This is a genomic window from Achromobacter insolitus (assembly GCF_002209555.1).
GTDB classification, from domain to species: Bacteria; Pseudomonadota; Gammaproteobacteria; order Burkholderiales; family Burkholderiaceae_B; genus Achromobacter; species Achromobacter insolitus.
This window is the reverse complement of sequence record NZ_NJIF01000003.1, coordinates 993,034-1,018,664: the sequence shown is the minus strand read 5'-3', so window position 1 is coordinate 1,018,664 and position 25,631 is coordinate 993,034. Positions and strand designations below refer to the sequence as shown.

The 25,631-nt window shown below is 66.1% G+C and carries 23 protein-coding genes, 1 tRNA gene and 1 riboswitch; of the genes, 7 read left to right on the top strand and 17 right to left on the bottom strand.

Going from position 1 to position 25,631, the window contains the following annotated elements; all coding sequences use genetic code 11:
* Positions 1-14: 14 nt before the first annotated feature.
* The 8 genes from CEY08_RS14875 to CEY08_RS14840 all read right to left on the bottom strand — a co-directional run bounded on the left by CEY08_RS14875 (position 15) and on the right by CEY08_RS14840 (position 7,913).
* A complete protein-coding gene (locus CEY08_RS14875) occupies positions 15-1,253 on the bottom strand; it encodes a thiolase family protein (RefSeq protein WP_088607704.1) in 1,239 nt (412 codons plus the stop codon).
* Positions 1,250-1,957 carry an ABC transporter ATP-binding protein gene (locus tag CEY08_RS14870; protein ID WP_042793162.1) on the bottom strand — a complete coding sequence of 236 codons (708 nt, stop codon included), beginning with the start codon at positions 1,955-1,957 and terminating at the stop codon, positions 1,250-1,252. Before CEY08_RS14870 ends, CEY08_RS14875 begins: the two co-directional genes overlap by 4 nt.
* Positions 1,954-2,709 (bottom strand): ABC transporter ATP-binding protein, encoded by a 756-nt coding sequence (locus CEY08_RS14865; RefSeq protein ID WP_076812790.1) that lies wholly within the window; start codon positions 2,707-2,709, stop codon positions 1,954-1,956. Before CEY08_RS14865 ends, CEY08_RS14870 begins: the two co-directional genes overlap by 4 nt.
* Entirely contained in the window at positions 2,706-3,722 is a 1,017-nt protein-coding gene (locus CEY08_RS14860; RefSeq protein ID WP_076812793.1) for a branched-chain amino acid ABC transporter permease, read from the bottom strand. Before CEY08_RS14860 ends, CEY08_RS14865 begins: the two co-directional genes overlap by 4 nt.
* Positions 3,719-4,576: a branched-chain amino acid ABC transporter permease gene (locus CEY08_RS14855; protein WP_042793164.1), complete on the bottom strand. Its 858-nt coding sequence runs from the start codon at positions 4,574-4,576 to the stop codon at positions 3,719-3,721. Before CEY08_RS14855 ends, CEY08_RS14860 begins: the two co-directional genes overlap by 4 nt.
* 77 nt (positions 4,577-4,653) lie before the next feature.
* Complete coding sequence (locus CEY08_RS14850; RefSeq protein ID WP_088607703.1) at positions 4,654-5,835, bottom strand: ABC transporter substrate-binding protein; 1,182 nt, start codon at positions 5,833-5,835, stop codon at positions 4,654-4,656.
* A gap of 207 nt (positions 5,836-6,042) precedes the next feature.
* Positions 6,043-6,846, bottom strand: a complete 804-nt coding sequence (hutG, locus tag CEY08_RS14845; protein WP_076812799.1) for an N-formylglutamate deformylase — start codon at positions 6,844-6,846, stop codon at positions 6,043-6,045.
* A 104-nt stretch (positions 6,847-6,950) separates the two neighbouring features.
* Positions 6,951-7,913 carry a LysR family transcriptional regulator gene (locus tag CEY08_RS14840; protein ID WP_232033738.1) on the bottom strand — a complete coding sequence of 321 codons (963 nt, stop codon included), beginning with the start codon at positions 7,911-7,913 and terminating at the stop codon, positions 6,951-6,953.
* A gap of 105 nt (positions 7,914-8,018) precedes the next feature.
* On the opposite strand from CEY08_RS14840, the gene CEY08_RS14835 reads away from it, so the two are divergent.
* Positions 8,019-9,272: an MFS transporter gene (locus CEY08_RS14835; protein ID WP_076812805.1), complete on the top strand. Its 1,254-nt coding sequence runs from the start codon at positions 8,019-8,021 to the stop codon at positions 9,270-9,272.
* Here the strand turns inward: CEY08_RS14835 and CEY08_RS14830 are convergent.
* The gene (locus CEY08_RS14830) at positions 9,233-9,871 is read right to left on the bottom strand and encodes a TetR/AcrR family transcriptional regulator (RefSeq protein WP_076812808.1); all 639 of its coding nucleotides are present in this window, start codon (positions 9,869-9,871) and stop codon (positions 9,233-9,235) included. The two genes, CEY08_RS14835 and CEY08_RS14830, sit on opposite strands and share 40 nt — an antisense overlap.
* A 142-nt stretch (positions 9,872-10,013) precedes the next feature.
* Here CEY08_RS14830 and CEY08_RS14825 point away from each other — a divergent pair, with 142 nt between their 5' ends.
* From CEY08_RS14825 to CEY08_RS14810, 4 genes are read left to right on the top strand one after another with little or no spacing between them, the layout of a single operon-like run.
* Positions 10,014-10,697, top strand: coding sequence for a MarC family NAAT transporter (locus tag CEY08_RS14825; RefSeq protein ID WP_063960382.1), 684 nt, complete (start codon positions 10,014-10,016; stop codon positions 10,695-10,697).
* Entirely contained in the window at positions 10,684-11,718 is a 1,035-nt protein-coding gene (locus tag CEY08_RS14820; RefSeq protein WP_076812811.1) for an Lnb N-terminal periplasmic domain-containing protein, read from the top strand. Before CEY08_RS14825 ends, CEY08_RS14820 begins: the two co-directional genes overlap by 14 nt.
* Positions 11,715-13,619, top strand: a complete 1,905-nt coding sequence (locus tag CEY08_RS14815) for an esterase/lipase family protein (RefSeq protein ID WP_076812813.1) — start codon at positions 11,715-11,717, stop codon at positions 13,617-13,619. Before CEY08_RS14820 ends, CEY08_RS14815 begins: the two co-directional genes overlap by 4 nt.
* The gene (locus CEY08_RS14810) at positions 13,619-13,804 is read left to right on the top strand and encodes a hypothetical protein (RefSeq protein ID WP_076812816.1); all 186 of its coding nucleotides are present in this window, start codon (positions 13,619-13,621) and stop codon (positions 13,802-13,804) included. Before CEY08_RS14815 ends, CEY08_RS14810 begins: the two co-directional genes overlap by 1 nt.
* 129 nt (positions 13,805-13,933) lie before the next feature.
* Here CEY08_RS14810 and CEY08_RS14805 read toward each other — a convergent pair whose 3' ends face one another.
* Positions 13,934-15,070, bottom strand: a complete 1,137-nt coding sequence (locus tag CEY08_RS14805; protein ID WP_063642618.1) for a porin — start codon at positions 15,068-15,070, stop codon at positions 13,934-13,936.
* Positions 15,071-15,451: 381 nt separating this feature from the next.
* Positions 15,452-16,732 carry an LLM class flavin-dependent oxidoreductase gene (locus CEY08_RS14800; RefSeq protein ID WP_063642617.1) on the bottom strand — a complete coding sequence of 427 codons (1,281 nt, stop codon included), beginning with the start codon at positions 16,730-16,732 and terminating at the stop codon, positions 15,452-15,454.
* 173 nt (positions 16,733-16,905) lie between these two features.
* Positions 16,906-17,012: riboswitch (TPP riboswitch) on the top strand.
* Between the two features lie 103 nt (positions 17,013-17,115).
* Between CEY08_RS14800 and CEY08_RS14795 the strand changes: the two genes are divergently transcribed.
* Positions 17,116-18,567: a sodium:solute symporter family protein gene (locus tag CEY08_RS14795; protein WP_088607702.1), complete on the top strand. Its 1,452-nt coding sequence runs from the start codon at positions 17,116-17,118 to the stop codon at positions 18,565-18,567.
* A gap of 40 nt (positions 18,568-18,607) precedes the next feature.
* Here CEY08_RS14795 and CEY08_RS14790 read toward each other — a convergent pair whose 3' ends face one another.
* From CEY08_RS14790 to CEY08_RS14780, 3 genes are read right to left on the bottom strand one after another with little or no spacing between them, the layout of a single operon-like run.
* Complete coding sequence (locus tag CEY08_RS14790) at positions 18,608-20,119, bottom strand: AMP-binding protein (protein ID WP_076812819.1); 1,512 nt, start codon at positions 20,117-20,119, stop codon at positions 18,608-18,610.
* Complete coding sequence (locus tag CEY08_RS14785; protein WP_076812822.1) at positions 20,116-21,330, bottom strand: thiolase family protein; 1,215 nt, start codon at positions 21,328-21,330, stop codon at positions 20,116-20,118. Before CEY08_RS14785 ends, CEY08_RS14790 begins: the two co-directional genes overlap by 4 nt.
* A 27-nt stretch (positions 21,331-21,357) precedes the next feature.
* Positions 21,358-22,491, bottom strand: a complete 1,134-nt coding sequence (locus CEY08_RS14780; protein ID WP_076812825.1) for an ABC transporter substrate-binding protein — start codon at positions 22,489-22,491, stop codon at positions 21,358-21,360.
* A gap of 121 nt (positions 22,492-22,612) precedes the next feature.
* Between CEY08_RS14780 and CEY08_RS14775 the strand changes: the two genes are divergently transcribed.
* Complete coding sequence (locus CEY08_RS14775) at positions 22,613-23,569, top strand: LysR substrate-binding domain-containing protein (RefSeq protein ID WP_076812828.1); 957 nt, start codon at positions 22,613-22,615, stop codon at positions 23,567-23,569.
* 207 nt (positions 23,570-23,776) lie between these two features.
* On the opposite strand, the gene CEY08_RS14770 is transcribed toward CEY08_RS14775, so the two are convergent.
* The 3 genes from CEY08_RS14770 to CEY08_RS30305 all read right to left on the bottom strand — a co-directional run bounded on the left by CEY08_RS14770 (position 23,777) and on the right by CEY08_RS30305 (position 25,620).
* Positions 23,777-23,852: transfer RNA gene (locus CEY08_RS14770), tRNA-Ala, on the bottom strand.
* Positions 23,853-23,919: 67 nt separating this feature from the next.
* Positions 23,920-24,702, bottom strand: a complete 783-nt coding sequence (gene xth / locus CEY08_RS14765) for an exodeoxyribonuclease III (protein ID WP_076812831.1) — start codon at positions 24,700-24,702, stop codon at positions 23,920-23,922.
* A gap of 687 nt (positions 24,703-25,389) precedes the next feature.
* Entirely contained in the window at positions 25,390-25,620 is a 231-nt protein-coding gene (locus CEY08_RS30305) for a CrpP-related protein (RefSeq protein ID WP_076812834.1), read from the bottom strand.
* Positions 25,621-25,631: the final 11 nt, after the last annotated feature.

Sequence of the window (25,631 nt, the reverse complement as noted above, 5' to 3'; positions counted from 1 at the left end):
ATGGGGAACGCGGGTCAGCGGCCAAGCAGGGTGATGCACGTCACCGCCTCTTCCACGCCATTGAAGCCGCCGCCGTTTTCGGCAATGGCGAAGCGCGCGCCTTCGACCTGGCGGGCGCCGGCCTCGCCGCGCAGCTGGATCACCATTTCATGGACTTGCGCCAGGCCGGTTGCGCCAATGGGGTGGCCGCGCGACAGCAGGCCCCCCGACACGTTGATGGGAATGCGGCCGCCCAGGCTGGTGGCGCCGGATTCGGCCATCGGCCCGCCTTCGCCGAATGCGCAGAAGCCCAAGGCCTCCGTCTGCTGGATTTCGGCGAACGCGGTAGCGTCATGGACTTCCGCCAGCGACATGTCCTGCGGGCCGACGCCGGCGCGCTCGTAGGCTTCGAGCGCGGCCAGGTGGCACAGGTGCTGATCGTAGCGGTCAGCCGGGCGATCCGTGGCTGTGCGCAGCACGCTGGCATGCAGGCGCACGGCGCGGGCACGCCGCAGGCGTTTCAAGCCCTGGGCGTTGCACACGATGGCGGCCGCGGCGCCGTCGCTGATGGGGGCGCACATGGGCAGCGTCAGCGGCCAGGACACGGGCCGCGCGGCAAGGGCCTCTTCGATCGTCATCGGGTACTGGAACTGGGCCAGCGGGTTGCGGGTGGAATGCATGTGGTTCTTTGCGGCCACCGCGGCAAGCTGGCGCTGAGTGGTGCCGAAGGTCTTCATGTGCAGCCGCGCCAGGCTCGCGTAGATGTCCATGAACACGCTGCGCTTGCCCGGCTCCTCGAACCCGGGCGGCGGCGTCACGTCGGGCGCCAGCGCCAGCAGGCGGGACATCTGCGCCGGCGCGTCATGCACGTCCCAGGCGCCGTCGAACACGGCGAAGCTCTTGGCCTTGTCTTCGGAATACAGCTTGTCCACGCCGACGGCCAGGCAGATGTCGCCCGCGCCCGAGGCCACGTACAGGTGCGCGGCGTTCAGCGCGGTGCTGGAGCTGGCGCAGGCGTTTTCCACGTTGATGACGGGTATGCCGGCGATGCCCATGGCCTTGAGCGCCACTTGGCCTGCCACCATGTATTGGCCCTCGATGGAACCCTGGCCGGCGGTGGCGAAGTAGGCCGCCTGCAGGTCGGGGGCATCGCAGCCCGCATCGGCCAATGCCTGGGTGACCGCATCGCTGACCAGATCCTTGACGCTCCTGGACGGCTGTTTATCGAAGCGGGTGATGCCCACGCCCGCGATGTAGGTGGTGTCGTTGCTCATGCTTGGATGCCCGTGGTGAGGATGGATTCGATGATGTGGCGGTCGGCCTCGACGTCCGCGGCCGATCCGCTCCAGGCGATTTCGCCGTGGTCCAGCACGTACTGGCGGTGCGCCAGCCGCGCCGGCACCTTGAGGTTTTGTTCGACCAGCACGATGCCGGTGCCCTGACGGTGGACCTCTGCGAATACCTCGATCAGTTCGTTGACGATGCGCGGCGCAAGGCCCTCCGTCGGCTCGTCCAGCAGCAGGACGCGCGGATTGCCGAGCAGGGCGCGCGCGATCGACAGCATCTGCTGTTCGCCGCCGGACAATTGGTCGCCATGAAAACCGATGCGTTCGCCCAGCCGCGGGAAGACTTGCAGCACCCGCTCCTGCGTCCAGTAGCCTGGTTGGTGCGCGAGCGCGCCCATGCGCAGGTTTTCCCGCACGGTCAGGTTGGGGAAGATGCGGCGTGTGTCGGGCACCAGCGCGATGCCGCCGCGGCTGATCTGTTCGACGGCGCGGCGCGTGGCGTCCTGGCCCGCAAGCAGGCGGCTGCCCGAGGACAGGGGCAACAGCCCGATCAGCGTCTTGAGCACGGTGGACTTGCCTGCGCCATTGCGCCCCACGATGGCGACGATTTCGTCCTGGGCGGCGCGCAGGCCGATGTTCTTGAGCGCCAGCGCCTGGCCGTAGTGGACGCTGGCATGCTGCAGTTCGATCATGCCGCCACCTCTTCGCCCAGGTAGACCGCGCGCACGGTGGCGTCGTCGCGGATCGCGGCCGGCGATCCCTCGGCCACCTTGCGGCCGTTGGACAGCACCACGATGTGTTCCGATAGCGTCATGATCACGTCCATGTTGTGTTCTATGAGCAGCACCGTCCGGCCGGTGGCGGCATGCCGGATGAGGCGGGTGGCGGCGGCGATTTCGTGGTGGCCGACGCCGGCCAGGGGCTCGTCCAGCAGCAGGATGCGCGGGTTCGGCAGCAGGGTCAGGCCCAGTTCCAGTGCGCGTTGCAAGCCATACGACAAAGTACCCGCCACGGTGTTGCGCCAAGCCGCCAGATCGGTCAGTTCGAGCATGGCGTCGATGGTGGATGCCAGGCGGCGGTCATAGCGCGGCGCAAGCCAGAAGGGCAGCAGGTGAGAGTGGCTGATCTGCGCGGCGATGCGCAGGTTCTCCAGCACCGTCATCTCGGGGAAGATCTTGGTGATCTGGAAGCTGCGGCCGATGCCGTGCCTGGCGCGTTCATAGGCACGCAGGCGCGAGATGTCGGTGCCGTGGCACCGAATGCGCCCTCCGTGGCCGGGAAGGTTGCCGGACAGCACGTTGAGCAGGGTTGTCTTGCCAGCGCCGTTGGGGCCGATCAGCCCGTAGACGCGGCCAGTCTCGAAGGCGTAGCTGAAGTCCTCGATGGCGCGCAGCGCGCCGAAGGTCACGCTGACCTGTTCGCATTGCAGGGCGACGTTGCTCATGAGGGGCTCCCTTCGCGCGGGGTCAGCGGCACGCCGGGCGTGGGCGGACTGGCAGGCGCGGGCACCGCGGGACGCTTGCGATTCCAGCGGGCCTGCAGGGCGCCCAGCACTCCTTGCGGGAAATACAGCGTGGCCAGGATGAAGACCAGCCCCAGGATGCCGTACCAATAGGGCGTCCAGCCGCTGAGCCATTCCTTCAGGGCTTCAAAGAGCAGTACACCCGCCACCGGCCCCCATAGCGTGCCGGCGCCGCCCAGCAAGGTCATGATGATGACGTCGCCGGACGTGGTCCAGTGCAACATCTGGGGGTTCATGTACATCAGCATCGCGGCCAGCAGCCCGCCCGCCAGGCCGCCGACGGCGCCGGACACCAGGAAGGTAATCTGCTTGAGGCGTTGCACGTTGTAGCCCAGTTGGGCCGCCCGGATTTCGTTCTGGCGCACGCCTGCCACCGCGCGGCCGAAGGGCGATGCGCGCAGCATGGCCATCAGCGCCATCACCAGTGCAAACACGGCGGCGACATACCAATAGAAGTTCACGGTGTCGAAGAAGTCGATGCCGGCGAGTTCCGGCCGGCCGATGCCGGGCAGGCCGTCCGCGCCGCCGGTCCATTCACGCAGCTTGCTGTCGGCCAGGATGTACATGAGCTGCGAAAGCGCCAGCGTGACCAGCGCGAAAAAGATTCCCGAGACCCGCAGCGCGAAAACGCTGAAGATCCAGGCGCAGGCCGCACCGGCCAGGATAGCGAGCGCCAGGCCGGCCTCGAACGGCAGGCCGTAGCGCTGCGTGGCCAGCGCCAGCGCATAGCCGCCCGTGCCGAGGAAGGCCGCATGGCCGAAGGACACCATGCCTAGCAGCCCGAACACCAGGTCGAAGCCCACGGCGAATATCGACCACACCATGATCAGGATGCTCAGGTTCAACAGGAAATCGTTTTGCGTGCAGAAGGGCACCGCGATCACCGCGGCGGCCACGCCGGCCGCCATGGCGGCATCTTGGCGGGAAGTCGTCATGCCAGCCTCGCTTGACGGGAGAACAGTCCTTGGGGACGGGTGAGCAGGGTGGCGATCAGCATGGCGAACGTCAGGATGTCCACCCAGCTGGGCATGAAGGTGTAGCCCACCGCGCGGACCATGCCGATCAGCAGCGATGCGGCGACCACGCCGCGTATATTGCCCAGCCCGCCCAGGATCACGACGATGAAGCAGTCGATGATGGTGTTGGTGGCCATTCCCAGTTCAATGGGGAACAGCGGGGCGGAGATGGCGCCCGCCAGTCCGGCCAGCGCCGCGCCCACGCCGAATACGGCGCTGCGGATGGTGGCGGCGGGCAGCCCCAGGATGCGCACCATTTCGCCGTCGCTGCTGGCGGCGCGCACCAGCATGCCGAAGGTGCTTTTCTCCAGCACGAAGAACAGCGCGGCCGATACCAGCAGGCCGAAGGCGATGACGAACAGGCGGTAGACAGGAATGGTGCTGCCGGCCAGGTCGACCGTGCCCGACAGCAGCGCCGGCATCGGCGTTTCCTGGTACCCCAGGCCCCAGACGAACTTCACGGCTTCGCTGATGACCAGGATGAAGCCGAAAGTCAGGATCAGCTGGTAGAAATGCGGGCGGCTGTACAGCGGTCGCAGCGCCAGCCGTTCGATGGCCAGGCCGGCGAGTCCGACGCCCGCCGTTGCGACGATCAGGCCGGCGATGAATGAACCTGTGCGCAGCTGGATGTCGAAGGCCAGGTAGGCGCCCAGCATGTACAGGGCGCCATGGGCGAAGTTGATGACGCCCAGCATGCCGAAGATTAGCGTAAGGCCGGACGCCAGCAGGAACAGCAGCATTCCCAGGCTCAGGCCGATGATCACGGTGGACATGGCAGAAATCCGTCAGGCGGCGCGAGCGCGCCGGGGGCGCCGGTCCGCTGGACCGGCGAGGACATGGCGCGACGGGCTCAGCCCGCGCAGGGTTCGAATACCTGTTCCGGCGGAAACACCTTGACGATGTCCATGACGTAGGCCGGTTGCGGCGGCTTGCCCGTATCGACCACGCCCCACAGGCCGTTCTGCATGGCCTGGTGGTCGCAGGCGCGCATGCTTTTCTTGCCTTCCACGGAGTTGTCTCGCACGCTGGCCGCAAATGCCTCGACCCACTTTTCCTTGTCCCAGGTGCCGGTCTGGTCCACCACGTCCAGCCACCAGCTCATGCCGTCATAGGCTTCGCCCGCGGCGGCCGAGGGGAACTCGTTGTACTTCTTGCGGAACGCCGCGACGAAGGCCTTGTTGGCTTCGTTTTCGACCGTGAAGTGATATCTCACGCCCGATTGCACGCCGACCGCGGTGGGCCCGACGCCGGCGGCCATGGTCTCGTCGGCGATGACCGGGCCGAAGATCTTGCGCGTCTTGCCCAGTTCTATCTGGCCGGCCTGCTTGACCATCGTGACCGCGTCCGAACCCGTCATGAACAGCGCCACGCCATCAGCATTGGAACGCGCAATCTTGTCGGCGATGGATGAATAGTCGCGATTGCCCAGTGGCGGGAAGTCCGCGCCCACGATCTCGATGCCGGCCTTCTCGGCTTCGCGGCGGTACCAGTCCCAGCTGTCGCGCGTGGCCTGGTAGTCGGCCGTCACGCCGTAGACCCGCTTGAGTTTCTGCTCCTTGGAGTAGGCCAGCGCCATGCGCTGCTCCATGCCTAGCGTGTTGGAGGTGCGGAAGGTGTAGCGCGAACCGCCAGGCGCCGTGATCTTGTCGTCGGCCGACATGGTGACCAGATGGGGGATCTTGCGCTGCTTGGCAATGTTCATGATGGCCAGCGTGCTGGCCGAGCTGACCGCGCCGAAGATCATCTGCGACCCGTCCGAGATCAGGCGGGTGGTTTTCTGCACCGCTGGCTGCGGCTTGGTCTCATCGTCTTCCCAGGTGACCTGGATGGGCTTGCCCAGCACTTTGCCGCCGCGCTGTTCGATGGCGATGGTGACGCCCTTGCGCATGTCTTCGCCAAAGATGCCGTAAGTGCCCGACAGCGACACCACGCCGCCGATCTTGAACGTGTCGGGATCGGCGGCGCGCGCGCCTGTCGTGAACAGGGCGCACAACGCCAGCGCGCCGTAGGCGGCGGGTCTCCATGTCTTCATTATTTGTCTCCACGTATTTTTCATTATGGCTCGTAATGTTTTACGTAGCGCGGTTGAAATACTACGTTTGAGACTGTGATGTGAAAAATTGGGGTATACCCGGGGCGGACGGGCGAAGAAAGCCGCCCCAGGGCCACGCGGGCGCCTGGGGCGGTTTTCGGAAAGGGACGGCTGGCCGAGGCGCGCATGGCGCCTTGCGGCTGGCGCTCAGCGCTGACGCGCCTGGGTCTGATTCAGCGCCGACTGCACCATGCTTTCGACCAGCGGGATGACGCGGCCGGCCAGTTCGGGGCGGTAGGCGTAGGGATGTGTCTCGTCCATGTAGGTGGACTGGCACATTTCCAGCTGGATGGCGTGCACGTTGTCTGCCGGATTGCCGTAATGGCGCGTGATATAGCCGCCCTTGAAGCGGCCGTTCACGGCCCAGGTGTAGGCGGCGTTGCCGGACAACCGGCTTTCGACGGCCGCCAGGATGTCTGGCGCGCAGGCCGCGCCGTCGGCGGTGCCGATGTTCAGGTCGGGCAGCTTGCCCTCGAACAGGCGCGGCAGCACGCTCGCAATCGAGTGCGCTTCCCACAGAAGCACGGTCCCGTGCTCGGCCTTGATGCGGTCGATTTCCTCGCACAGCTTTGCGTGGTAGGGCTTCCAGTAGGCCTGCAGCCGGTGTTCGCGTTCGGCGTCGGTCAGGACGGCCTCGTTGCGGTAGAGGGGGTCGCCACGGAAGGTGTGGGTGGGACACAGGCCGGTTTTGGTCTGGCCGGGATACAGGCTTTCATCGTTGGGCGGGCGGTTCAGGTCCACCACGTAGCGCGAATAGCGCGCCCCGATGACGGAAGCGCCGAGCGTCTCGGCGAACTTGTACAACGTGTCCAGGTGCCAGTCGGTGTCGCCCGATTGCAGGCCCAGCGGCGTCATCTGCGCGCGTTGCGAATCGGGGATCATGCTGCCCAGATGGGGGATGGAGATCAGCAGCGGGGCCGTGCCGCGGCTGAATTGATAGATGTCGCTCAAGTAAAACTCCGGGGGAAATGGCGGGGCGCAGGCAAGGGTGCCTGGCAGCGTCCCTGGGTATCCGGTATTGCGCCTTGCGGGGCAATGCCGGCAATCATAGTGGATCAGGCGCCTGTCCATGGCCGCCGCGGTGCGTCGACGGCCCAGGGCGCGCCGCGGCTCCAGGCGCTCGCGAGGCTGTCGATCAGCACGCGCACCTTGGGCGCCAGGTGGCGCCGGTGCGGATAGACCGCACAGACCGGCGCTCCGGGAGGCGCCACCGATTCCAGCACCGGCGCGAGCCTGCCTGCGCGCAAGTCTTCCCCGACCAGAAAAGCGCCCAGTTGGGCGATGCCTTCGCCCGCCAGCGCGGCGTCGCGCAGGGCCTCGGTATTGCCCAGGCGCAGGCGTCCGGCGACGTGTACGCCGCGTTCCTGACCGTTGACCGCAAAGCGCCACGGCACCAGCGCGCCAGCGTGGGTGTAGGCCATGGTCTGGTGGCGGGCCAGATCGTCCGGGCTGGCGGGAGCGCCATGGCGCTCAAGGTAGCCAGGCGAGGCGCACGTGATCAGGCGGTGCGGCGCCAGCACTTTTCGCACCAGCCGGCTATCGGTTTCGCCGCCGATGCGGATGGCGACATCCACGCCGTCGCGCACCAGGTCGATATAGTCGTCCGAGAAGCTGACGTCCGCCTCGACCTCGGGCCATTCGCGCAGGTAGTCGCGCAACAGCGGCATGATGTGCAGCCGTCCCAGCGAAACGGGCAGGTCGATGCGCAACCGTCCCCGCGGCGCCAGCTTGCGGCTGGCCATTGCGTCGGTGGCGTTGTCCACCTCGGACAGGATGCGTTGCGCGTGGTCATAGAAAACACGGCCCTCATCGCTCAGGCTGACGCTGCGGGTACTGCGATGGAGCAGCCGCGCGCCCAGGCCTTGCTCCAGGCGCGCGATGCACTTGCCTGTCGCCGAGCGCGACAGGCCCAGCTTTTCGGCCGCGGCGGTAAAGCTCTGGGTGTCGGCCACGCGCACGAACGCGAGCAGGTCGCCGATATGGTCCAAGCGGGCCATCGGAGAGGGTGAATTGCGCACGATTCGTCCCTACTGTTTATTGAACGTCCTACTTTATCAGCGAATTGGAAACAGTAGACTGCCTAGGGGTCGGCTCGGCATGAGCTCTTATCAGGACCCTACACAATGACCCGCAGTTGCCCTGCGCCAGAAAGCGCCATCCCTGACTCTCCCAGCAACCAGCCGGCGGCCTGGCGCGCGTGGCTTAGCGTCATTGCCGTCGGCATGGCGACTTTCTGCGTGGTCACGACCGAAATGCTGCCGGTGGGGCTGTTCGTTCCCATCACTGGCGCGCTCGAGGTGTCGGTGGGGATGGGCGGTTTCATGCTGTTTGTGCCCGCGATGCTGGCGGCGCTATTCGCCCCGCTTGTGGTCCTGGGCGCCAAAGGGGCCGACCGCCGCGTCATTCTCTGCGGTTTGCTGGCGCTATTGGTCTGCGCCAACGCAGCCAGCGCGTGGGCCCCCAGCATGCCGTGGTTCCTGGCGGCGCGGGTGTTGGTGGGCTTTTGCATCGGCGGCGTCTGGGCGATCGCGGGCGGGCTGGCGAACAGGCTGGTCGGCCCGAGCGCCGTGGGACTGGCCACGTCCATCATTTTCGGCGGCGTCGCGGTGGCGTCGGTACTGGGGGTTCCGCTGGGCGCCTTCCTTGGCGAACTGGCCGGCTGGCGCGCGGCTTTCGGCGCGATGGCCGCATTGTGCGCCGCGGTGCTGTTGCTGAATCTGCTGGGCCTGCCGGCCTTGCCCGCGGCGCGCTCGCTGCAGCCACGCCAGCTGGCGTCGCAACTGGCCAATCCGGGCTTGAGGCGCGGCCTGCTCATCACACTGTTCCTGGTTGCCGGCCATTTCATGGCCTATACCTTCGTCCGTCCGCTGCTGCAAATCCATGCGGCCTTCGGAGAGGGCTGGATCGGACCGCTGCTCTTTGCCTACGGCGCAGCGGGCGTGGCCGGCAATTTCCTGGGCGGCGCCGCAGCCGCCCGACGCCCCGCGGCGACCTTGCTCGTGATCGCTGCCAGCTTGCTGTCGATCCTGCTATTGCTGAGCGGGCTGGGGCAATTGCGCCCGGCGGCCGCGGTCTTGCTGCTGCTGTGGGGGCTGGCGTATGGCGCCGTGTCCGTTTCGTTGCAGACCTGGATGATGAAGGCGGCGCCGGATGCCGTGGAAGCCGCAACCTCGCTTTTCGTCGCGGTGTTCAACCTGGGGATTGCCGCGGGTTCGCTGCTGGGCGTGCCCAGCGTGGACGCTCTGGGACTGCGGGTCAACCTGTGGTTGGCGGCGGCCTGCATGCTGTGGCCGGCGACGCTGCTGGCGCGCCAAGGGTGGGGCGAATTGCGTCGCCCCTACGCCCGGAAAGCGCGCAACAGCGTGTCCACGCCGTAGCGGCAGGTGGCCAGGTCTTCGTCGTCCGGGCCATCGGCCCGGCCGCCTGTCAAGCGCGCGTGCGAGGCAATGCCATTGATCAGGTTGCCCAGGGTGCGCGCGGCCAGCCGCGGATCGTCGATGCGGAGTTCGCCGCGTTCGCAGGCCTGCTTCAGGCATTGCTCCAGCGGCGCGTGGAGTTGCATGGCTACCGCCAGCCGCAATGATTCGGCCAGTTGTGGCAGGCGATGCGATTCCGAGACGATCAGGCGGTACAGTGCGACCGATTTGGGCTGCAGCGCATAGCTCAGCAGCCGTCGCGCCAGTTCGTGCAGGGCCGGGCCGACGGGCTGATCCAGCAAGGCCGGCGGAAACACGGCTGCGCGCATGCTGTTCAGTTCGTGTTCGAGCACGGCGACGAGCAAGCCTTCCTTGCTGCCGAACAACTGATAGGCGGTGGCCGCCGAGCCGCCCGCCTGGCGCACGATGCGCTGGATGGACGTCTGCGCGTAGCCGTGCTCCAGCAAGGATTGCGTGGCGGCTTCCAGCAGCCGTTCCCGGCGCGCTTCGCCCCGGCTGGTCAGCGCGCGCGGCGCCGTATCGTTTTGAATCGAGTTCATTTCGCCCCCTTGTCGCGGCATGGCCCTGGCGTTTCGCCCGGCCATGATTCTGGCTGAAGTTGTGTAATGTATAGTACATTACACAACTGCTACATCATCCGAGCCGCCGTGACGCGCCGCGCCGCGCACCGCGCAATTCGCTATGACTGACGACCTGGTTCAATTGGGAAAGCTGGTCAGCCTGGGGCTGGCCTTGATGCTGCCGCTGGCCAATCCGCTGACCTCCATGACCTTGCTGCTGTCGCTGGGCCAGCAGATCCCCTACAAAGAGCGCGAGCGCCAGGTCAAGCAGGCGGCCTTCTATGTCGTCGGCATCATGGTGGTGACCTACTATGCCGGCGCCTGGATCATGCACACCTTCGGCATTTCGATTCCGGGGCTGCGCATTGCCGGTGGGCTGATCGTGGCCAGCATCGGCTTCAGCATGGTGTTTCCCTCCGCGCCGTCAACCGCCGCCGAAGCCGACGTGGCGGACGCGCAGGCCAATCGGCAGACGCCCAACATCGCTTTCGTGCCACTGGCGATGCCGGGTACGGCGGGGCCGGGCACGATTGCCATGATCATCAGCGGCGCGGCCACGCTTGACGCCTCGGTGACGCAGGCCTATTCCCAGTGGGTGCTCGCGGTGACGCCCATCGTGGTGTTTTCCCTGCTGGGTCTGCTGTTCTGGATATGTCTGCGCTCGGCCGGGCGCATCGTGGCCGTGATCGGCCAGGGCGGGGTGGAGGCCATCTCCCGCATCATGGGCTTTCTGCTGGTCTGCATGGCGGTGCAGTTCGTGATCAACGGCGTCCTGGAAATCGTGCAGCAGCATGGCGGCATGTAATCCTGCCCGGCGCGGCTGGCGGACGATCGCCTGGCGCATCGCGTTAAGCCTGCTGCTCATCCTGTCCGCGGCGTGGGGCTGCCTGGCGTTTGCCTATCGCGTGCCGGGCGGAGCGTTCCTCCAAGGGGCGGCCGCACTGGCCTGGGCCGCGCTGTGCTTATATTTGGCCGTGGTGCTGTGGCGCGGGCGTACCCGGCGCGCCATCGGGACCTGGCTGATCGGCATGGCCGCGCTGTGTATTTGGTGGCAGACCCTGGCGCCGTCCAATGACCGCATCTGGGCGGACGACGTGGCGCGCACGCTGCGCGGTAGCGTATCCGGGTCCATCGTCACGTTGGACAGCGTGCGCAATTTCGATTGGCAGGCCGATACGGACACGCGCTACACGCCCCGCTGGGAAGTCCAGCAGTACAACCTTAACGAGCTGGCCACGGTGGACATGGTGCTGTCGTACTGGGGCAGCCCGGCCATCGCCCATACGCTGGTCTCGTTTGGCTTCACGGACGGCCGCCAGGTTGTGTTCTCGGTCGAGATCCGCAAGGAGCGCGGCGAGCAGTTTTCCGAGATCGGCGGCTTCTTCAAGCAGTTCGAGCTGAGCGTGATCGCGGCGCAGGAGCGCGACATACTTTACGTGCGAGCCGGACCGCGCGACGAGCGCGTGTACCGCTACGCCGTCGACATGCCGGTGCCTGCCATGCGCGAATTGTTCTTGTCCTATGTGCGCACCGCGAATGAACTGGCCGACGAGCCGCGCTTCTATCACACGGTAACCGCCAATTGCACGACGCTGGTCTACCGCATGGTGCGCGCCATCGTGCCGGGCCTGCCCATGGACTACCGCATTCTCCTGTCCGGCTATTTGCCGGAGTATCTCTACGAGCAAGGCGGGCTGGACACCAGCAAGCCTCTTTCCACGCTGCGTGAGCAGGCCTATATCGGCAAGCCCGCCTTGCCCGGGTCGGATCCTGTTGCGTTTTCGCGGGCCATCCGCTTGCCGGAGTCGGCGGGAACCCCGCCATGAACGGCCTCTGGCAAGCGGGCGCAAAAGCCTGCGCGATCCTGGGGCTGGCCGTGTGCGCGGGCTGCGCGGGCGTCAAGGTGTCTTCCGTCAGCACGCAGGACTACATTGCCCAGCGCCGCGGCGACGTGCTCACCACCGGGCGGCTCAGCGCCTCCGCGCGCGAGTCCATGGCCGTGCTGGGCTTGAACGCGCAGGACTGCCGCAAGGACCGAGACGCCTGCACCCGCTCGCTGGCCACCATGGAGGGCCTGGACAGCGAACGGCGCCTGGCCACCTTGTCCGAGGTCTGGCTGATGGAGGCGCTGGCGACGGAAAAGCAGCGTCCCGCCAGTCAGGACGAGCAGGACCAGTTGCTGGATGCCTATCTGCAGACCGCGCGGGCCGCCTATGCCTATCTGTTTTTCACGCCGCGTTCCCCCAGCGACCGCGCCTTCGAGGATCGCCAGACCCAGGTGCGGGATTACTACAACTATGCGGTGCAGCAGGCCGTCACTCGCCTGTTCGAGCAGCATCGCGGCCGCCCGCCGGCGCCTGGAGCCAGGATGGCGGCGGGGCCGTGGCAGGTGCTGGGCGAGATGTCGGACGTCAAGTTGCCTGGCGGCAAGCAGTTCCCGCACGAGCTGGTGCCGGCGTCGACCCTGACGTTCCAGGGCCTGCGCAGCATGTACCGGCGCGACGGTTTCGGCGCCGAGCTGGTGGCGGTGACGGCACGCCGCGTGAACGATGCCGACACCTTCAAGACGCCCTATAGCGAAACGCCATTTCCCGCCGTGACGGTCATCATGGGCTTTCCCGGCGCCACGCTGGAACAGGTCATGGCCACGCGCGAAGCGACCCTCGCTGCCTACGACCCTTATAAGCGGGATACGGTGGCATTGGCTGGCACGACGGTGCCCCTGGCCGCCAACTTCACCTCCGGCTACGGGCTGTGGCTGGCACGGTCGGGCTTCGCCACGCAGGCGTTGCGCAACGTGCTGGGCAAGGAAGAGGGCATCGAGGCGCCGCACGTCTACCTGTTGCAGCCCTACGATCCGGACCGCCGCACCATCATCATGCTGCACGGTCTGGCGAGCAGTCCCGAGGCGTGGATCAACGTCGCCAATGAGGTGCTGGGCGACGAAACCCTGCGCCAGCACTATCAGATCTGGCAGGTCTATTACCCGACCAATACGCCCCTGGCGCTGAACAACCGGGCCATCCGCGACGCGTTGAGCCAGACGATCGAACATTTCGATCCCACGGGTGCGGCGCAGGCGTCGCGCGACATGGTGATCATCGGGCACAGCATGGGCGGCGTGTTGAGCCGGCTGCTGGTGTCCTCGTCCGGCACCGTGCTGTGGGACGCGCTGCGCGACCATGCCAATCTCGACGAAGCGCGGCTCGCCCAGGCGCACGCCGAGTTCGATCCGGTGCTGAGCTTCGATGCCTTTCCCGGCATTACGCGGGCGGTGTTCATCGCGGCTCCGCACCGGGGCACGCCTTTTGCCGAGAACACTTTGTCGCGCTGGCTGTCCAACTTGATCACGCTGCCTGCCACGGTAGTCAGGCAGTTCGCCAAGCTCAACCGGTTGGCCGACACCGATGGGCCGCCCCGGCCCGAATCCTCGATCCGGGTGCCCAACGGCGTGGACAACCTGAGCGAAAAGGACCGATTCGTGAGATTGACCGCGACCATGCCGATTTCGCCGGCGGTGCGTTACCACAGCATCATTGCGAACAACACGCCCGGCGTGGCGCTGGCAGATTCCGACGACGGCCTCGTCCCGTATCGCAGCGCGCACCTGGACGGCGCCGAATCCGAGAAGATCATCAGTTTCTCGCACAGCGTGCAAGAGACGCCGCAAGCCATCCTGGAACTCAGGCGCATCCTGCGCTTGCAGCTCGAGCAGGGGCCGCGCTGATGCACTGGATCGCAATTGGCCTGGCGGCTATCGGCATTTGCGCATTGGCGGCGGCGCTGCTGCGCCATCCCGGCGTCATCCTCTACGACTGGTTCGTGACGACGCGCTCCAGAAAGCGGTCCGCGTCCCGTGGCCGTGCCGCGGCGCGGGCCGAGCGTCGCGACCCCGCATCCTTGCCCGGATAGTGCGCCAGGCGGGCAGGCAAGGGCAGATAGCCCCAAGCTGGAAGCGGCCAAAAAAAAGCCACCCGATGCACGGATGGCCAAAAGAGGAGACGCCCCGACTCTGCTCAGTTGGGGCAGTCCATGACCTGCTTAGAAGCGATGGCGGATGCCGAAGCCCACCGTGCTCATCTTGTCGCCCTTGATGAAGGCGGCGCCATCAGCGTAGGACGCCAAGGCGTACAGGTTGGTCCGCTTGGACAGATCGTACGTGTAGCCCAGGCTGTACACGTCCATCGCGTACAGGTTCTTGTTGGGGTCGGCACGTTGCCAAGAGGCGAACACATTGCTTGCGCCGCCGATCGGAGCGCTCAGGCCGACCATGTACGAGTTGATGCGCAGGCCGTCCCAGGTGAAGCGGTCGTTGGTGTAGCCCAGGCCGCGGGCGACGCCGCCGGATTGCTGGCGGCCGCCCATCAGGGCGAAGTCCTGGCCGGCGAACACGCCGTCCTCGGAACGGCCGTAGGCCAGCGCCAGCTTGATCACTTCAAAGTCGTACGCGCCGCCGATGATGAACTGCTGCGGCTGAGGCTGGTTCGGCTTGCGGTACTGCACGTCATACGTCAGGGCCACGTTCAGGGGGCCGTTGTCGTACTTCACACCGGCCGTCCATGCGCGGTTGTTTTCCTTGGTCTTGAAGCCGGTGGGGCCTTCGACGTCGTCGGTCGAGAACGAGTAGCCCACGCCGCCCTGGAAGCCGTTCCAGTTCGGGGTCTGGTACATGACCATGTTGTCATAGCGGACGGTGTTGGCCGCGCTGAAGGCCATGCCCATGTTGGCGTTCAGGTAGTCCAGCGAGAACGGATCGATGTTGCGGAAGTACTTGGACGCGATGTTGGTCTGGCGGCCCAATTCCAGCAGACCCCATTCGGTGTGGCTCAGACCGACGGTTGCCTGGCGGCCGAACATGCGGCCTCCTTGCGAGCGGTTGCCGTTGTTGGCCGTAAAGCCGCTTTCCAACGTGAAGACCGCCGACAGGCCGTCGCCCAGATCTTCAACGCCGCGCAGGCCCCAACGCGAGCCATTCTGGATGCCGTCGTTCATGCCGATGCGGGACTGATAGTCGCCGCCATACAGGCCGCGGTTGGAATCGGTGGTGCCGACCTTGCCGCGCTGGTAGGTCATGCCCAGGTCGACCACGCCATAAAGCGTCACCGAGGTTTCTGCGTACGCGGTGCCAGCCATGCCAGCCAGAATGGCGCCAGCAAGCAAAGTTCTTGTTAGTTTCATAATAAATCCCGTTCTATGGCTTGAATCGCCTGCCTTCTGTACCGATGAAGACAGCCCAGACGTAACCTTAGGCATGTGAGCGGGGTGAAATGAAACTGAAAACTACATAATGGTTCGGGATATGGATATTGGGGTCGAATTAAATTATCGGCTCTCTGACGAAAGACTTAACGGCGTTTATTTTGTTACGGAATACACAAAATAAAACCTGCGATTCATTGCTTGTGTACAACGTTGAGAGCGTTTTCTTTTTTTTATCCGGCCCGCGCCACCGCAATTTCCCTTGATATGTATGAAGAAAATGTTGGTGGCCAATTCCGTACATTTGGATAAATTGTGGCGCTGCATCTGTAACGCCGCAGCGGCTTGCCAACGCCGCTTTCACCCGCCGTCCAAGCCCAGGTGCCCGCGCAATGTCCGGTGTTGATATTCGGTCCGGAACAGGCCCCGGCGCTGCAGCACGGGGATGACGTGTTCGACGAAATCGTCGATGCCGCCGGGAAGCGATGGCGGCATCAGGTTGAAGCCGTCGGCGCCTTCGTTCCGGTACCAGTGTTCCATCTTGTCCGCGATCTGTTCGGGCGTCCCCACCATGGTGCAATGACCGCCACCGGCCGCAAGCCGGCCAAGCAGCTGGCGTACTGTGGGCTTTTCGGTTTCGATGATGCGCAGGATGGTGGCATAGCGGCCCTTGGGGCCAGTGAACTCGGACAGGGGCGGCAGGACGGGCACGGGCGCGTCCAGTTCCCAGGCGGAGCAGTCCTGAAGCACGAACATGCCCAGCTGGCGTAGCGACGCGTCGCTGGGCAGCAGGACGTCCAGTTCGCGCTGCTTGGCCCGGGCTTCGGCCTCGGTCGAACCAACGTAGGTGACCAGGCCCGGCATGATGGGCACGAAATCCTCGCGGCCGGCGGCCTGCACGCGGCGCTTGATGTCGCGGTAATAGGCCTGCGCCGCGGGCAGGTCGTAGGCGACTGCGTAGATCGCCTCGGCGCGCCTCGCGGCGAGGTCTCGGCCCTGGTCCGACGCGCCTGCCTGGAACAGCACCGGGCGGCCCTGCGGCGGACGCGGCACGGTCAGGGGGCCGTCGACCAGAAAGTGTTCGCCGTGGTGCGCGATCTTGTGCACGCGCGCAGGCACGCCGTAGTCTCCCGAGCGGTCGATGGCCAAGGCGTCTTTTTCCCAGGAGTCGAACAGCTTGAGCGCGACGTCGACAAATTCTTCGGCGCGCGCGTAGCGCCAGTCGTGCCCGGGCATGGACTCGTAGCCGTGGTTGCGCGCTTCAGCGTCGAACATGGAGGTGACCACATTCCAGCCCATGCGCCCGCCCGAGATGTGGTCCAGCGAAGCCACCATGCGCGCCGCGTGAAAGGGCGTGAAGAAGGTGCTGGAAACCGTGCTGATCAGGCCGATGCGGGACGTGGCGCGCGCGATCGCGGCCATGGCGGTCAACGGTTCCAGGTACCAGCGCGGGCCGTCGCCGATGTTGTCGACCGATTGCCCGTCGGCAAAGAAGATGGCGTCCAGCTTCCCGCGCTCGGCGGTGCGCGCCAGTTCTTCGTAGTAGGCAATGTCGCCCAGCCGTTCGGCGGCGGAATCGGGGTGGCGCCAGGCGGCGCGATGGTGGCCGCAGCCGAAGATGAACAGGTTCAGATGCAGCATGGCGGTTCGGTGCGGGCGGAGGCGGTGAAAGACGCGATAGACATGGTCGGGCTCTACGATTCCAGCGGCGCACAGGCAAACGGACGCCGCTCGCGGGCGAACTTAGCACAAAAGCCGCCGCCGGCGTCCGCGCCGCGCGCGTTGACATTGCCGTGCCGCTCTCCTAATCTTGCGGCAATTCCTGGGGGAGCCCTGCAAGGGCTGAGATTCCGCGTCATCGCGGTAACCCTTTGAACCTGATCCGGGTAATGCCGGCGAAGGGAAGGACATCGCGCAGTCCGCGCGCCCTCCCTAGACTTTCATTCATTTTGCGGCTTGCGCGCCACGCGTGGGCCGCGGCGTTGCGCGTCCGGCTGCCAGCCGGCAGCGGGAGGACCGATTCCATGTTGACCCAATCAACCGCCCTGATGTGGCTGCTGCTGTTCTCGGGGGGCTTCGCCTTGGCCAGCGTGCTGTATACGCGGCGCAAGCGCGGCACGCTGGAGGACTACATCGTCGCCCGCAACAGCCAGGGCGCCTTTGGCACCATCCTGACGCTGATGGCCTCGACGCTGGGCGCCTGGATCCTGTTCTCGCCCGCGCAGGCGGCGACCTGGGGAGGGCTGGCGGCAGTGATCGGCTACGCGTTGGGATCGATGTCGCCGCGCCTGGTCATGATTCCCCTGGGGCGGCGCATGCGCGAACTGATCCCGCATGGGCACACCCTGACGGAGTTCCTGATGGCGCGCTACGGCCGTCCCATGTACGGGCTGGCGCTGTTCATCATGCTGTTTTATCTCTTCATCGCGCTGTCGGCCGAAGTCACGGCGATTGCCAAGCTGGTCACCATGCTGGCGCCCGTGCCGCTGTGGGCCACCGCCGCCATCGTGATGGGCACCACCTTGCTCTACACCACCTACGGCGGGCTGCGCTCGTCAATCTTCACGGACCAGGTGCAGATGATGGTCATCGTGCCGCTGTTGGTGATTCTGTGCGTGGTCGGCTGGCAGGCCGCGGGCGGAGCCATGCCCACCATCGAGGCCCTGCAGGCCAAGGCGCCGCAGTTGCTGGACCTGACCGATCCGGTGGGCATCAAGGCCGGCCTGACCTTTTTCGTTGCCATTCTGTTGACCGGCGTGTTCCACCAGGGCAACTGGCAGCGCATCTACGCCGCGCGCGACGCCCGGTCCATGCGCAACGGATTTCTGCTGGGCGGAGTGCTGGTTGCGCCGTTCATTTTCCTGATGGGGCTGTTCGGCCTGGCTTTCGTCGGCCTCGCGCCCCAGGGCGACAGTTCCATCGCGCTGTTCAGCGTCATCATGCCGCATGCGCCCGCATGGTTCGTGATCGCGCTGATTCCGTTGGGGCTGTCGCTGGTCATGAGCACGGCCGACACGGCGATCAGCGCGGTTTCCAGCATTATCGCGGTCGATCTGCGGCGCCTGATGCCCAACGCCAAGTCCATGACCATGAAGCGTCTGGCGCGCTGGCTGGTGCTGCTGATGGCGATTCCGGTCATGATCGTGGCCTCGCAGGGCTACAGCGTGCTGTACCTGTTCCTGCTGGCCGATCTGCTCTGCTCCGCCGCCGCGTTCCCGGTGTTCTACGGCCTGTTCAGCCGCAAGCACGACGGCCTGACCGCCACCGTTGCCACGATCTCCGGCCTCGCGGCCGGCCTGTTCTTCTTCCCGGCGCCGGGCGATAAGCCCTCGTTCCTGCTGGAGTCCTTCCTGCTGGCCGCGGTGGTGCCTGTCATTACGACGGTGCTGATGCGCTGCCTGCTGCGCGGGCGCAAGGAATTCGATTTCTCGACCTTGAGCGCGGCAGTGCGCAGGCTGGACCAGGATCCGGTTTGAGGGGCTGGCGCCCCGGCTGAGGGCGCCAGCCGCGGAAACGCTAGGCGGCGCGCAGCGCTTTCTTGTCGACCTTGTTGGCGCCGGTATAGGGCAGGGCGTCGAGAATGCTGATGACCGCCGGCACTTTGTAACGGGCCAGGTTGGCTTGGCAGTGCGCGATCAGGCCGGCTTCGTCGACGGCCGCGCCCGGCCGCAGGACCACGAAGGCGCGGATGACCTCGCCGCGATAGCTGTCCGGCCAGCCTACCGCCGCCGCTTCGGCCACGTCCGGATGCAGGTACAGCACCTCGTCGATTTCGCGCGGGTATATGTTGTAGCCGCCTGAAATCACCAGGTCCTTCTTGCGGTCGCGGATGTACAGGAAGCCGTCCTCCGCGAACTCGCCGATGTCGCCCGTGTACAACCAGCCGTCGCGCAGGGCTTCGGCAGTGGCGTCGGGCCTGGCCAGGTAACCCTGCATGATCTGCGGTCCGCGCGCGCGGATTTCGCCGCGCTGGCCGGGTGGCAGCACCACCGTGCCCGATTCCAGATCCACCACCTGCACCTCGGTGCATGCGACCGGCGCGCCCACGGAGCCGTGGCGGGTTCCCGCCGGGCCGTTGTAGGTGAGGATGGGGCCCGCTTCGGTCTGGCCGTAGCCTTCGTATATCGGCGCGCCCACCGCAGCCTCCCAGCGCCGGTGCACCTCTTCGGCCAATGGCGCGGATCCGGAATAGCAGACACGCACGCTGGACCAGTCGGTGAGCGCGAAGCGCGCATGCCCAAGCAGGCCGGTATAGATGGTGGGACTGCCGGGAAACAAGGTGATGCGCTCGCGTTCAATCGCATCGCAGACATCGTCCGGCCGGTAGCGCGGCAGCACCACCAGTGTCGCCGCGGCGCTGACGGCCAGGAACAGGCCCATGGCCATGCCATAGGAATGGAATAGCGGCATGGCGCAAAGCACGCTGTCGGCGCCGTATCGGGTGGGCAAGGCCAGCTCCCGCTGCAGCACATTGGTGGCGATGGCGTCGCGCCCGAGGATTACCCCCTTGGGCTGCCCGGTCGTGCCGCCGGTGTATTGCAGCAAGGCCGGTGCTTGGGCATCGGCGTCGTCCACGGGCGTGTCCGCCATGCCGGGCTCTGGCTTCATCCACGCGCGGGCCTCATCTTCCAGGACCAGTCGGATGCCCAGCGCCGCCGCCAGCGGGGCGGCCACGGCAGAGCACGGGCCGTCGGCGACCAGTAGCGCGGGTTGCGCGTCCCGCAGGATGAATTCCAGTTCGCGGGCCGTATAAAGAGGGTTGAGGGGGACGTGCTGGTTGCCGGCGCATTGCAGCGCCAGCGTCATCACGCAGGCCAGGTCGGAATTGCCCAGCAGCGTTGCGACCCGGTCGCCCAAGCGCGTTGTCTCGCGCAGGCGGTGGGCCGTTGCCCAGGTTTGCGTCGCATAGCGCCGGTAGCCGACGCGGTGCGTGCCGCAGACCAGCGCGGTGCGCTCGGGATGGTCGCGGGCCGCGCGCGCCAGCAGTGCCGGAATGCGCGGCACATTTTCCAGATTGACGCTGCTCATCTTGCGCCTCCGGCAGCGTCCACCCGCAGCACCACCGCCATGGCGCTGTCGCCGGCCGCGCAGCCGGTAAACAGGCCCAGGCCGCCGCCGCGTTCGGCCAGTTCCTCGATGAGTTCGATGACGGACCGCAGCCCGGTCGGGCTCTGGGGGTGGCCCCACACCAGCGAGCAGCCATAGTTGTTCATGGCCATGGCGTCGAACCCTGTGGCGCGCGCCAACGCGATGTCCGAGACCACGAAGGGATTGTGTGTCTTCACGGCATGCAAGTCCGCGACCGCCAGGCCGGCGCGCGCCAGCGCGCGGCTGGCGGCTTCGATGGGGGCTTGCGGCATGTAGCCCTTTTCGGTACGCGACTGGCCGAAGGCCAGAATCTCGATGCCAATCTCGGGGCGGCGCGACAGCTCGCGGGCACGCTCGGCGGTCGCGAGGATCATGCCTGCGTTGCCGTCTGCCGGATGCGTCTGCCCGCCGTAGGTGATAGTGCCCCCAGGCAAGACCGGGGCCAGGCGCGCCAGGCCGTCCGCCGTGGTGGCGTGGATGCCCTCATCGCCTTCCATCACCGCCGCGATCTTTGCGTACCGCGCATCGGGCACTTCGAAGGGCAGCGTCATGTAGCGCTGCTGGAACCGTCGTCCATCGGCACAGGCCTGCGCATACTGCTCGTAGCGGCGCAGCGTGACCGCATTCTGTTCGTCCGTGCATATGCCATGGCGCTCGGCCACGCGCTCGCCAGTCTGCAGCATGGACAGGCCGCTCCACGGGTCGTGCGAGAAATTGTCCAGCACCCAGTTTTCGTGCGTGCCGGAGCCGCCAGGGCCTGCAGGGTCGGGATAGTAGAGCTGCGGACCGTTCGACACGCGGTCCGCCATCAGGACCAGCGACGTCTCGGCGTTGCCGAGCATGAGTTCGGCTGCGGCCGTCGCCAGGCCCCGCACGGAAGTGGCGCAGGCCTGCGACACCACGGGTCCCGCCAGTTGGGGCGCGCCGAGCATGCCGGCCACCCAGGGCAGGCCGTAGAACGACCCCTGTTGCGGCACCGAGCAGCCCAGCACCGCGCTTTGCAGCGCCGTGGGCGCGATGCCCCGGCGTTCCAGTTCGCGGCGCGCGGTCCAGGCCGCGAAGCGCAGGCTGTGCAGACGTGACAGGCTGCCCTGCCAACGGGAAAACGGGGTGCTCCAATACACGCCGTAGGGGATGTGTACGCCGGTCATGCGGACTCCTGCTGCAAAAGAGGCGGTTCAGGGCAGGAACTGCCAGGCGCCGGAACGGGCTTGCATCAGCACGACGCCGCGCTCGTCCAGGCCGTTGTGGTTGGTGGGCGACATCATGTAGATGCCCTGGGTGCCCACCGTGCCTTGCAGGCTTTCCAGCGCGTCGCGCAATGCCTGGCGGAAGGCTGGGGTGCCGGCCGGGACGTCAGCGGGGATCTTGGCGACGGCGGCGTCCAGCAGCAGGTAGGCATCGTAGGTATAGGGCGCGAAAGCGTTGCGTGAATCGGCGCCGTAGGTTGATTCGTACTGCTGGGCGTAACGGCCGGCCACCGGCTTGATCGGGCTGTCGGCGGGCAGTTGTTCAACCACTTGCACCGGGCCGCTGGGCACGATGACGCCATCCACGCCCTTGCCTCCGAGCTTCAGGAACTCCTTGTTGATGACGCCGTGGGTGTTGTACTGGACGCCTTGGTAGCCGCGCTCGCGCAGCGACAGGTGGGGCAGGGCCCCCGGCGTGCCCGAGCCGCCCACCAGCACCGCGTCCGGAGTGAGCGATACGATTTTCAGCACCTGGGCCGTGACCGAGTTGTCGGTGCGCGCATAACGTTCATTGCTGAGCAGCTTGATGCCGCGCTTGGCGGCCGACTCCTGCAGCGCGCGATACACGGCGTCGCCCCAGGCGTCCGAAAAGCCGATGTATGCCACCGTCTTCACGCCCCGCTTGGCCATGTTGGCGGTCAGCGAATCCACCATCAGGTCGATGCCGTGCGCCACCACGAATATCCATTCGGCGCGGTCGGGGCTGAGCACGATGGGCGCCAGGGACAATTGCGGGGTGCGCGCCTCGCGAGCGACTTCCGTGACCGCCATCGAGGTCGGCACATTGCTCGGCCCGATGATGGCGTCCACCTTGTTCTCGGTGACCAGCTTGCGCGCTGTCTTGACCGCGGAGGACGGGTCGGTCGCATCGTCCAGGGCAATGTATTCCACGGCTCTGCCGCCCAGCGTCTTGGGCAGCAACGGCACGGTGCTGCGGTACAGCGAGCCCATGGAAGCACCGGGTCCGGTGCTGCTGGCGATCACGCCGATGCGGATGTCGGCGAGGGCGGCGCTAGGCGCCAGGGCGCAGGCCAGCGCCAGCGCGGCAAGACGACGATACATGGCTATTCCCCTTTTTCTGGATATGGCCCGGCTAGCGGGATGACCCTAGTATGGGCATGTTGGCGATAACTGGATAATTGCGATTCCTTATCGATCGATAACCAATTTCCGGATCCAACCCATGTCGGAAATCCCCACTTTGCAGCAACTGCGGTCACGCCTGCGTATCCGCCATCTGGTGTTGCTGGACGAGTTGGGGCGGGTGGGTAATCTGCACCGCGCGGCCGAGGCGATGCACCTCAGCCAGCCGGCGCTGAGCAAGCTGCTGGGCGAAGCCGAGGCACTGGCCGGGCAGGCCCTGTTCGAACGTTCGCATCATGGCGTCGCGCCGACGGCGCTGGGCCTGCTGATGATCGACCGCGCGCGCTTGCTGCTGAACGAGCTGGATGCGACCCATGCCGAACTCGCTGCCGCGGCCAATGGCGCGACGGGCAAGGTGCGGGCCGGTATTTTCCCGGTGGTGGCGCACCTGCTGGTGCCTTTGGCGGTGCAGCGCCTGCAGGCAAGCCACCCGGCGTTGCGCATCGAATTGTCCGAAGGCTTGGAGAAGCAGTTGCTGCCAGCCTTGCGCGCGGGCGAACTGGATTGCGTGGTGGGACGGCTGGGAGTGGAGGGCGCGGATGCGGACCTGCAATGCGAGATCCTGTATGACGAGGCGACCGCGGTCGTCTGCGGACCGGCGCATCCCTTGGCCTCGCGCAGCCGGCTGAGCGGCGCCGCCCTGGACAGTTGCCGCTGGGTGCTGCCATCGCGCAATGCCGCGCTCTACAGCATGGTTGCCGCCGCCGTTTCGGCGCGAGGAGCGGGCTTTCCGCAGGTCGCCATCGAATCCAGCGCCATTTTGACCATCGTGTCTTTGCTGCAGCGGACCTCGCTGCTGTCGGCCATCCCGTTGCGGGTGGCGCGAGCGCTTGCCGAAAACGGGCAGCTCGCGATCCTGCCGCTGGCATTGCAGGCACGGCTGCATCCGGTGGGCATCATGACCCGGCGAGATGCGCGCGCGGCAGCCGCCGCCTCCTTGTTCCTGAACGCGCTGCGCGAGGCGGCAACCGTGGTGCGCACCGACGCCAACCTTTGACGGTTTCGCTCGCGCCAGGGCATTCAGGCGAAAAAAAAAGCCAACTTCTTCAAGTTGGCTTTCTTCCGGCCAGAGCCGCCGTGGCTCTGCAGGTACTGCTTCAGTGCTTGTTCAAAATCGTCTGGCTCGGACAGGTCCGAAGGCCGTCATGCAAGAACATCCATTCATGTAAGAACATCCATGCATGAACATCCCGTGCCAGGATTTTGGTGGAGCGGAGGAGGATCGAACTCCCGACCTTCGCATTGCGAACGCGACGCTCTCCCAGCTGAGCTACCGCCCCAATCAAGCAAGACCAAAACTATACAGGAATATTCCCGGCGCGCGCAATAAGCCGTTGAATAAAAACCTCAGGCGAATTCCAGGGTGGCGACGACCGGGGCGTGGTCGGAGGGCTGCTCGTTGCGGCGGGGCTCTTTGTCGATGACGCAGGCCACGCAGCGCTTGACCAGGGGGGGCGACAACAGGACGTGGTCGATGCGCAGGCCGGCGTTGCGGCGGAAGGCGAATTGGCGATAGTCCCACCAGCTGAAGGACTTTTCGGGTTGCTCGAACAGGCGGAACGAGTCGGCCAGCCCTAAGTCGAGCAGGGCGCGGAAGGCCTTGCGTTCGGGTTCGGATACCAGGACCTGGCCTTCCCACTTCTCGGGGTTATGCACGTCTTCGTCGGCCGGGGCGACGTTGTAGTCGCCCAGCACCGCCAGTCTGGGGTACTGCTTGATTTCCTCCGCCAGCCAGGCACGCATGGCTTCGAACCAGTCCAGCTTGTAGGCGTACTTGTCGGAGCCCACGGACTGGCCGTTGGGGCAGTAGGCGCAGACGACGCGGACATCGCCTTCGGGGCTGGGAAAGGTCAGCGCCAGCACGCGCTGTTGCGGGTCTTCGTAGCCGGGGATGTTGCGCGCCATGGACGTGCCAGGCATGCGCGACACGATGGCGACGCCGTTATAGGTCTTCTGGCCAGCCCAGACGGCGTGGTAGCCGGCTTCGGTGAAGGCCGCCTCGGGGAACTTGTCATCCGTGAGCTTGAGTTCCTGGATGCACAGGACGTCAACGGGATTGGCGGCCAGCCAGTCCAGCACCTGCGGCAGGCGCACGTTCAGGGAGTTCACGTTCCAAGTGGCAAATTTCATGTTTCGCGTAGACCGGTTATTGATGCGGCGCTCGTGGGCTGCCTACCAAAACCCGTGTCAGCGACTGATCTGGCTGCCTGTCCGGGCATGGTTGGCGGGCGCCAGGGACAAGGCCAGATGATACCCGGTCGTGCCGCCTTGCTCCCTTGCGCCTTGAGGTCGGCGCCCGTGCGCCAACCACCCATCGACTGTCTACGCGTGCTTCCTGATCTCGTTCGCGTCCGGTTCCAAACTATCGGCTCGCGGTGGATCCCCGGCCAGGCTGGCTGCCCTCCGGTCTCGTTTTTCCGGCTTGTTCCTGCGTCTTGCGGTCACGCCCATAGGCGTCCTTTCCTTCGGGCAACTCCTTTCCGCCTGCGGGATAGCCGGAATTCGTATCCGCGTCGGGGTTTTCCGGCCCGCCTGGCGGCGCGTCCGCCGTGGGCTGGCCGCGTCGGAGCTTGTCGGAATCGGTATGAGAGTAGTGTTTTGGCATGTCGCGGACCCTCGTCGTTTGCAGGCTCGCCTCCAGGGGAGCGGTCAACGGAACGCGCGAACGTTTTTCGCGCACATGCCGCAGCGCCCTGGCGAGGGTAAAGATCCCGCGCCAGGCGTCAGACCGCCCGTTGCCACGGTCGTGCACGAGAAAGCAACGGAGCGCTGCAGCAGACGTGGCGTAGCAAGCGGCGTGCCGCGCGGCCAGATGCGCTACATCGCATGCCGCCGGCGAGCGGGCGGGGGGCGGCAGCTAGGGGGAGGGGTCCGTGATTCGACTGCCGCCAGAAATCCGCATTCCCAGGCGTCGATTTTCAGCCGCCACTCAGTGATCGATTCGCCAGTATGGCCCGGCATGGCCTCGGCGCGGTAAAAGGGGCAATCCCAAAGCGTCAACCCATCGCGGGCGGCTTTTGCGCCCAGCTTTTGGATGTCGTCATACATTTGTGATCCCT